General features: G+C 45.9%; 7 protein-coding genes. All 7 read left to right on the top strand.

Going from position 1 to position 6718, the window contains the following annotated elements:
• Window positions 1-153: 153 nt before the first annotated feature.
• The 7 genes from pilM to HMPREF0083_RS12930 all read left to right on the top strand — a co-directional run bounded on the left by pilM (window position 154) and on the right by HMPREF0083_RS12930 (window position 6707).
• Window positions 154-1230, top strand: coding sequence for a type IV pilus biogenesis protein PilM (gene pilM, locus HMPREF0083_RS12960; RefSeq protein WP_051354649.1), 1077 nt, complete (start codon window positions 154-156; stop codon window positions 1228-1230).
• A 4-nt stretch (window positions 1231-1234) separates the two neighbouring features.
• Window positions 1235-1894: a PilN domain-containing protein gene (locus HMPREF0083_RS12955; protein ID WP_021621871.1), complete on the top strand. Its 660-nt coding sequence runs from the start codon at window positions 1235-1237 to the stop codon at window positions 1892-1894.
• A gap of 3 nt (window positions 1895-1897) precedes the next feature.
• Window positions 1898-2680, top strand: a complete 783-nt coding sequence (gene pilO / locus HMPREF0083_RS12950) for a type 4a pilus biogenesis protein PilO (protein ID WP_021621870.1) — start codon at window positions 1898-1900, stop codon at window positions 2678-2680.
• An 89-nt stretch (window positions 2681-2769) separates the two neighbouring features.
• Window positions 2770-4011, top strand: coding sequence for a hypothetical protein (locus tag HMPREF0083_RS12945; RefSeq protein ID WP_021621869.1), 1242 nt, complete (start codon window positions 2770-2772; stop codon window positions 4009-4011).
• 150 nt (window positions 4012-4161) lie between these two features.
• Window positions 4162-4767 (top strand): Maf family protein, encoded by a 606-nt coding sequence (locus tag HMPREF0083_RS12940; protein ID WP_021621867.1) that lies wholly within the window; start codon window positions 4162-4164, stop codon window positions 4765-4767.
• Window positions 4768-4854: 87 nt separating this feature from the next.
• On the top strand, window positions 4855-5568 hold the full coding sequence (gene radC / locus HMPREF0083_RS12935; protein WP_021621866.1) for a RadC family protein: 714 nt from the start codon (window positions 4855-4857) through the stop codon (window positions 5566-5568).
• 101 nt (window positions 5569-5669) lie between these two features.
• Window positions 5670-6707: a rod shape-determining protein gene (locus tag HMPREF0083_RS12930; RefSeq protein ID WP_040302672.1), complete on the top strand. Its 1038-nt coding sequence runs from the start codon at window positions 5670-5672 to the stop codon at window positions 6705-6707.
• The last annotated feature ends 11 nt before the right edge of the window (window positions 6708-6718 follow it).

Below are 6718 nucleotides of genomic sequence, written 5' to 3'. Positions count from 1 at the left end.
ACGATCCACTCTGGATCGTACTGGATAATCAACATCCTTGGATCGGCTTATCAAACCAGATGTATATAGTTAGGTATAATGTCATAAAGTTGCCTAATGTTAGAAGATAAAATATATAATGAACAGGATTTTAAGATGAGAAGGGGTCTCAAGATGAAAGTAATATTGCAAGATATGAAGCTTCCCTCTTTTTCATTTAAGCTGCCACGTTTGAAGAACCTGCCGTTTCTTAAGCGAAAGAAATCCGGATATATCGGTATTACACTGGAGGATGGAGGGCTTCGCTATGCGGAAGTTCGCCATAGTCTTTATAGTATTGAAGTGAAGCGGGCAGGCTTTATTGAGATTGAAAGCGGTCTTGTAGAACGCGGAAAGATTATCGATGAAGGTTCATTGGAAATTCGGTTAACGGACGGGAGTAAAAGAGAAGGGCTGAAAGGGAAGCGAGCTGTGATTTCCATCCCAAGCTCCTCATTGTTTATTCGTAAGGTGCTGCTTCCACCCGTACCGGAAAAAGAAGTACGGATGTTGCTCGAAGTGGAGCTGGAGACAACTGTTCATGTGCCGTTTGCACGACCGTATTTCGATTATTATAAGCTTGGAAGCATAGCAGAAAACGAAGATGAGGAGCCACAGGACCAATATTTAGTTGTGGCAGCACCAGGAGATTTGATTGATCAATATATGGACTTGCTTGATTTCCTGCAAATTGAGCTGATGGCAGCGGAAATAGAGCCGCTTGCATTGTATCGTATGCTTGAAAATTATGCAGAAGTAACGGAAGAGGATTTTATGATTGTTCAGCTTGGCATGCATAGTGTGAATGTTTCCTTCTTTAAAGGTGAGATTCCAGAATTTGTCCGTAACATTCCCATTGACTTAACAAGTTACAATATTTCGCTGAATGAGCGGAATTTACAGTCTTCTTCCTTATTTCAATATATGAAAGATAGAGGGGTTTTTGAGGGCTTTGCACGCGATTTAATGCGTGAATTAGAACGTGTGCTTACTTTCTATGAGTTTAATATGACGAATGACGGGACGCGAGTGCAGAAGATTTATTTGACTGGAGACTTTCCGAATATGGAGGAAATGATGGAAATCCTCCAGCAAAATGTTGAACATGCTGAAGTGACAAAATTTCCGATTGAATACATTAACCATTCTTGGTCTAATCAGGATGAAGTTCATGCTTACATGGTGCCAGTCGGTCTATCGATGAGGGGTTAAAACGATGATAGATATTAACCTGTTACCTCAGAAGAAAAGACGAGTTACCGGTACGATTATTGTATATGCAGCCATTGCTATATTATGGCTGGTCGGTGCCGGTTATATGGGTACGCTGTATATTTCGGGCAAGCAGGAGACTGCAAGTATGCAGGCACAAATTACGGAAATGGATAAAAAGCTGAGCGCACAGAAGGGTCAGCAGCAAACTGAGGCCGTATCTGTTGACGGCTATCTGGAACTTTCTGATAGGCTGCAGCATTTGTTTTATCCAACATCCCTTCTGCTAGATGAGTTAGCCAAGCAGTTTCCGGAACAAGGAAAGCTATTGGCGGTTTCTTACAATATGGACGGAAAAGTGGAAGTCGAAGGACGCTTTGAGCAATACGAAGACGTTGCTGCGTATTTGTATAATGTACAGCGGCTACCACGTGTAGTAAAAGCCAATATAAAGAGCATTAATGCAATTAAAATTGAATGGAAGGGGCCGAAAGATGAGAATGACAACCCGCTCTCCCCTTCGCTGCAAATTGTTGGCGGCGAAATTCTGCCCCACTATTTGGCAAAGTTTGAAATGACAACAAGGACTTTGGATGAGAAAAAAATTCGTGGCAAACTTTCAGTGACTTCGGGTAATACAGCTGAAGAGGGAAAGAAGGAGTAAAAAATGGACGAAAAACAACGACAATATGTGTTGCTTGGTCTGGCTATTCTTTTTCTTCTTCTGGCTGTATTCTATTATTTATATTTAACACCTGTATTAGAAAAAAAGCAGGAAACACAAATACAGCTTGAACAGAAAAGGGCAGAGCTTGCTATTATAAAACAGAAGCAAAATGTGAAGGACTCACGACCGCCACAGGAGAAGCTGCGTCAAATTGCTGAACTATTCCCTGTTAAATCATATGATGACCAATTAGTTAAAGATTTTGGAGAATTACAGTCCATAAGCAGTATTTCAATTGAAAGTGCTACTTTTGAAGAGAAAAAAGAAGTTCAGGCCACAGAGTTAGCCAAGGAGATTGTTCCTGATAAAGCCTCTGAAAGCCCACCCACAGCTGTAGAGACACAAGAAAAGGTGGCGGAGGTTACACGTGCGGATCTTGAGAAATATTTGCCCACAAGCTCGGTACGCAGCGTGCAGATTAAGTTAGGTGTTAAAGGCGATTATAAAAACATTTATGCATTTGTTACTGAGATTCAGCAAATGTCACGCTATTTGCGTGTGGACAAACTTTCTTTTAATCAACAGGAAAAAGATCCTTTTAATCCTCCAAAGGATACACGTTTGCAGGCCAATCTTGAATTGACCGGTTATTATGCGCCGCAGTATGCTGCTTTGCTGGACAAGCTGCCATCGGTAAATGTTGGGCCGCCGTCTGGCAAATGGGACCCGACGCAATATGGGATCATAAAGAAAGAAGACGTAAAAATGCCTTCCACCCCTTAGCGGTGAAAGGCGTTTTTCTTGTTCATAAATCAGAGGCCTGTCTCATAAAGTGAAGTAATGACACTTTCTTAGGAAGGGAGACGCCTCACATGAAGAACATTCCGGCGTACAAAATCCGTATTCGTCCTGAAACAGAGCAGTCTCAATCCGGGGCACGGGCACCCGCTGCGCCCCACAAGCCGAAAATAAAATTGAACCAATCTCCGGTAGCAGTCATTCGGCCAGAATCTGAGCCTGTTATAGGCAGCGGGACGGAGGAGCCGGAGAGCAGGTTTACAGAAAATATAACTTCGCTTCCTATGATGGAGCGACCGGATATAAACATAGAAGAAATTGAAACAATTGATTTTAGATCAAGTCGTCCTTCTCCATTTATGAAAAAAAAGTGGACAGGGCATACATTTAAGCCTCCGAAAAATATATTTCGTTTTGCAGCTGTGGCAGGTGGAGCAGTTGCAGTCGGGTTATTGCTCGGGTATGTGGTTCTTCAGACGTTCACGATGGAACCGTCCAATCCAGAGGAAAAAGTGCCCGTAATCCTTGAACAAGCGAAGCAAAATCCGCAGGGGAAAGCAGGCGTACAGGAAATAGGACAGCTGGCACAGGATAAAACGGCAGGACAGGCAGCTAATGCAGCATCCTCCGAACAAGCCAAAGCAAATGAATTGGTCGATAAGCCGAAGACAAAGCCGGTAATGGTTACACTTCCGGCTGTGCCGCTCTACCTTATCCAGGGAGGGGTTTTCAGCACTAAGGCTGGAGCTGAGCAGGAACGTACAGTATTTCAACAAAAGGGATGGCCGACCCATATGGAAGAGGAGGCAGGGAAGCATGCGCTGTTTCTCGGCGTTAGCGCTTCGCGCGATGATGCGCTATCGCTTGCCGAGGCATATCGGGCATCCAAGCAGGAGGTATATATTAAAGAGAAGAGTTTGCCTGCTGGCACGGTAACGTTGAATGTACCTCTGGGGATGTCTGCGGACGCGACTGAGGAGATAAAACGTCTTGGACAGGCGCAGGCTAACTTGTTCCAGATCGTATCACAGAGCATTGGTGATGGCTTTAAAGGAGGGAAAATTTCACAGGATACGCTAGACAAGGTGCTTGCACGGCATCAGGAAGCGCTTAAGCAGGGACGAAGAGTAACAGAGGTACTGGATGAGCAGCAAAAAACATTTCTGCAAAGTGCACTGAATGAGATGACGACGGCTGTCACTACATTGCAGCAGTTTGCAGGTCAGCCGAATCGTACGTATCTTTGGCAGGCGGAAGAAAATATGCTTCGATTTATTTCTTCATATAAAAAGTGGCAGCAGGTGATGACAGGGTAGTACATGGAGCGGAAATATACCGCTCTATTTTTTTCGTTGTTGTACTGCCTAGGCGTCTTTGCTAAACTTAGTATGATATGTGTCTATAAGGAAGAAGAAGCGTATATTCACAGTATCTTTGTATCAAGGAGTAGAAGCAGGTGAATCCTATTGTCTAAAGCAAACCAGCCTTCCATCGTTCTTGCCTCAGCGTCCGCTAGGCGCAAGGAGCTATTGGCCGGGCTTGGCCTGACATTTACCGTGCAGCCGAGTGTTGCAAGCGAAGTAGTTGAAGAAGACGTATCTCCTGAAGAGTTCGTCACCATTCTGGCGCGGCGCAAAGCCCGGGATGTTGCATTCTCGCTCGCGGATAATGAAGACGAGTCGTATCTTGTTATCGGCTCGGACACTGTTGTCGTTCTCGATGGCGAAATTCTCGGCAAGCCGGAACACGAGGAAGACGCGTTCCGCATGCTATCGGGATTACAGGGGAGAACTCACACGGTATATACGGGACTGTGCGTAATTAATACAGCAAACGGCAAGGAGAAGGCAGGCTTTCGGGCAACGAATGTGACAATGCGCGAACTTGGGGCCGAACGCATCCGCCGTTATATTGCTACAGGAGAACCGATGGATAAAGCCGGTGCGTATGGCATTCAGGGATATGGTGCCCTATTGGTATCAAATCTTGAGGGAGATTATTTCTCTGTCGTCGGTCTTCCCGTTTCATTAGTCAGTGACTTTTTGGAAGAATTTGGTGTAAAATTACTATAGGTGACAAATTAAGATCACCTATAGGGGAGACACCATACGTAAGGCAGCAGGAAGTACCCCGAACGTACATGGAATGGGGGAATCTGTATGAAACAGAAGGGCATGCTGTCTGAAGACAATTATCTGACGCTTCGGGATATGCCGGAGACGGATCGGCCGCGTGAAAGAATGATGCAAGCGGGACCGGGCGCGCTATCCAACGCCGAATTGCTGGCGATACTGCTGCGTACCGGGTCTGCAGAAGAATCGGTGTTGAAGCTTTCATACCGCGTACTGAATGAAGTAGGTGGGCTGCGCGGCTTAAAGTCTACTTCCTTTGAGGAACTGACCGCACTGAAAGGCATAGGACCGGCCAAAGCGTTGCTGCTCATGGCCGGACTTGAACTAGGTAAGCGCATGAGTGGCGCACCTCCTTCTGAAAGAATTACAATTCGTTCACCGAAGGATGTAGCCGATGTTATGATGGAAGAAATGCGCTATCATACACAGGAGCATTTTGTTTGCTTATACCTCAATACAAAGAATCATATCATTGGCAGAGAGACAATTTTCATTGGTAGTTTGAACTCATCCATTGTTCATCCCCGCGAAGTCTACAAGGAAGCGATTCGCCGCAGCAGTGCCTCTGTGATCTGCCTTCACAACCATCCGAGTGGCGATGCCACCCCAAGTAGGGAAGATATTGACGTTACGCGTCGTTTACAGGAAGCAGGACGCATTCTGGGGATCGAATTGCTCGATCATGTAATTATTGGAGATGGACAATTTTACAGTTTGAAAGAGAAGGGGCATTTTGCGTAATGCTATCTTTTGCTTATTGAAAAAGTGCACGATTCAGGTATAATTTTATCGTTGTCGCAAGACTACATACGCGCTTAATCATGAAGGGAGAAATTACACCGATGTTTGGTAGCTTTAATAGAGATATGGGTATTGACCTTGGCACGGCCAATACGCTTGTATATGCAAAGTCAAAGGGAATTGTTGTTCGGGAACCGTCTGTCGTGGCGTTGCGCACAGATACGGGAAGCATTGAGGCAGTAGGAAATTCAGCAAAAAGTATGATCGGAAGGACGCCGGGCAATATCGTGGCTGTTCGTCCGATGAAAGACGGTGTTATTGCGGACTTTGAGACAACAGCGACGATGCTGCGTTATTTCATTGATCAGGCACAGAAAACGCGCGGTCTTTTCTCACGTAAGCCAAATGTTATGGTATGTGTTCCTTCAGGTATTACCGCAGTGGAGAAGCGTGCGGTGGAAGACGCGACCAAGCTTGCAGGTGCACGTGAAGCGTTCACTATTGAAGAACCATTCGCGGCGGCTATCGGTGCAGATCTTCCGGTATGGGAGCCGACCGGCAGCATGGTCGTAGACATTGGTGGCGGAACGACTGAGGTGGCGATTATTTCACTCGGTGGAATCGTAACAAGCAGATCGATCCGTGTAGCCGGTGATGAAATGGATGAAGCGATCATTCAATATATTAAGAAAAAATACAATCTGATGATTGGGGAGCGGACATCGGAAGCGCTTAAGATGGAAATCGGTTCTGCTATTCCGCCGGAGCAGGCGGAAACGCTGGATATTCGCGGTCGGGATTTAATCTCCGGTTTGCCGAAGACGATTGAGATTACCGCACAGGAGATTGCGGATGCGCTAAGCGAGACGGTGGCCAGCATTGTTGAAGCAGTGAAGATTACGCTGGAGAAGAGTCCACCTGAATTAGCGGCTGATATTATGGATCGGGGTATTGTACTTACCGGCGGTGGTGCGTTGTTACGTAACATGGATAAGCTGCTGGCGGATGAGACCGGTATGCCGGTATTAGTAGCGGAGAATGCACTTGACTGTGTAGCGGTTGGTACGGGCCGTGCATTGGAGAATCTTCATTTATTCAAGTCTAAATCCGGTATTACGATGCGTTCCGGGCGCAAGTAAGCAGGTGTTGA

The organism is Aneurinibacillus aneurinilyticus ATCC 12856, assembly GCF_000466385.1.
Taxonomy (GTDB): Bacteria; Bacillota; Bacilli; order Aneurinibacillales; family Aneurinibacillaceae; genus Aneurinibacillus; species Aneurinibacillus aneurinilyticus.
The sequence above is the reverse complement of the archived record's forward strand: the minus strand, read 5'-3'. Positions and strand labels throughout refer to the sequence as shown.

Excerpts from the sequence above, each read along its gene's own strand:
- pilM (WP_051354649.1), top strand. The coding sequence starts at position 154 with ATGAAAGTAATATTGCAAGATATGAAGCTTCCCTCTTTTTCATTTAAG.
- HMPREF0083_RS12955 (WP_021621871.1), top strand. The coding sequence starts at position 1,235 with ATGATAGATATTAACCTGTTACCTCAGAAGAAAAGACGAGTTACCGGT.
- pilO (WP_021621870.1), top strand. The coding sequence starts at position 1,898 with ATGGACGAAAAACAACGACAATATGTGTTGCTTGGTCTGGCTATTCTT.
- HMPREF0083_RS12945 (WP_021621869.1), top strand. The coding sequence starts at position 2,770 with ATGAAGAACATTCCGGCGTACAAAATCCGTATTCGTCCTGAAACAGAG.
- radC (WP_021621866.1), top strand. The coding sequence starts at position 4,855 with ATGAAACAGAAGGGCATGCTGTCTGAAGACAATTATCTGACGCTTCGG.
- HMPREF0083_RS12930 (WP_040302672.1), top strand. The coding sequence starts at position 5,670 with ATGTTTGGTAGCTTTAATAGAGATATGGGTATTGACCTTGGCACGGCC.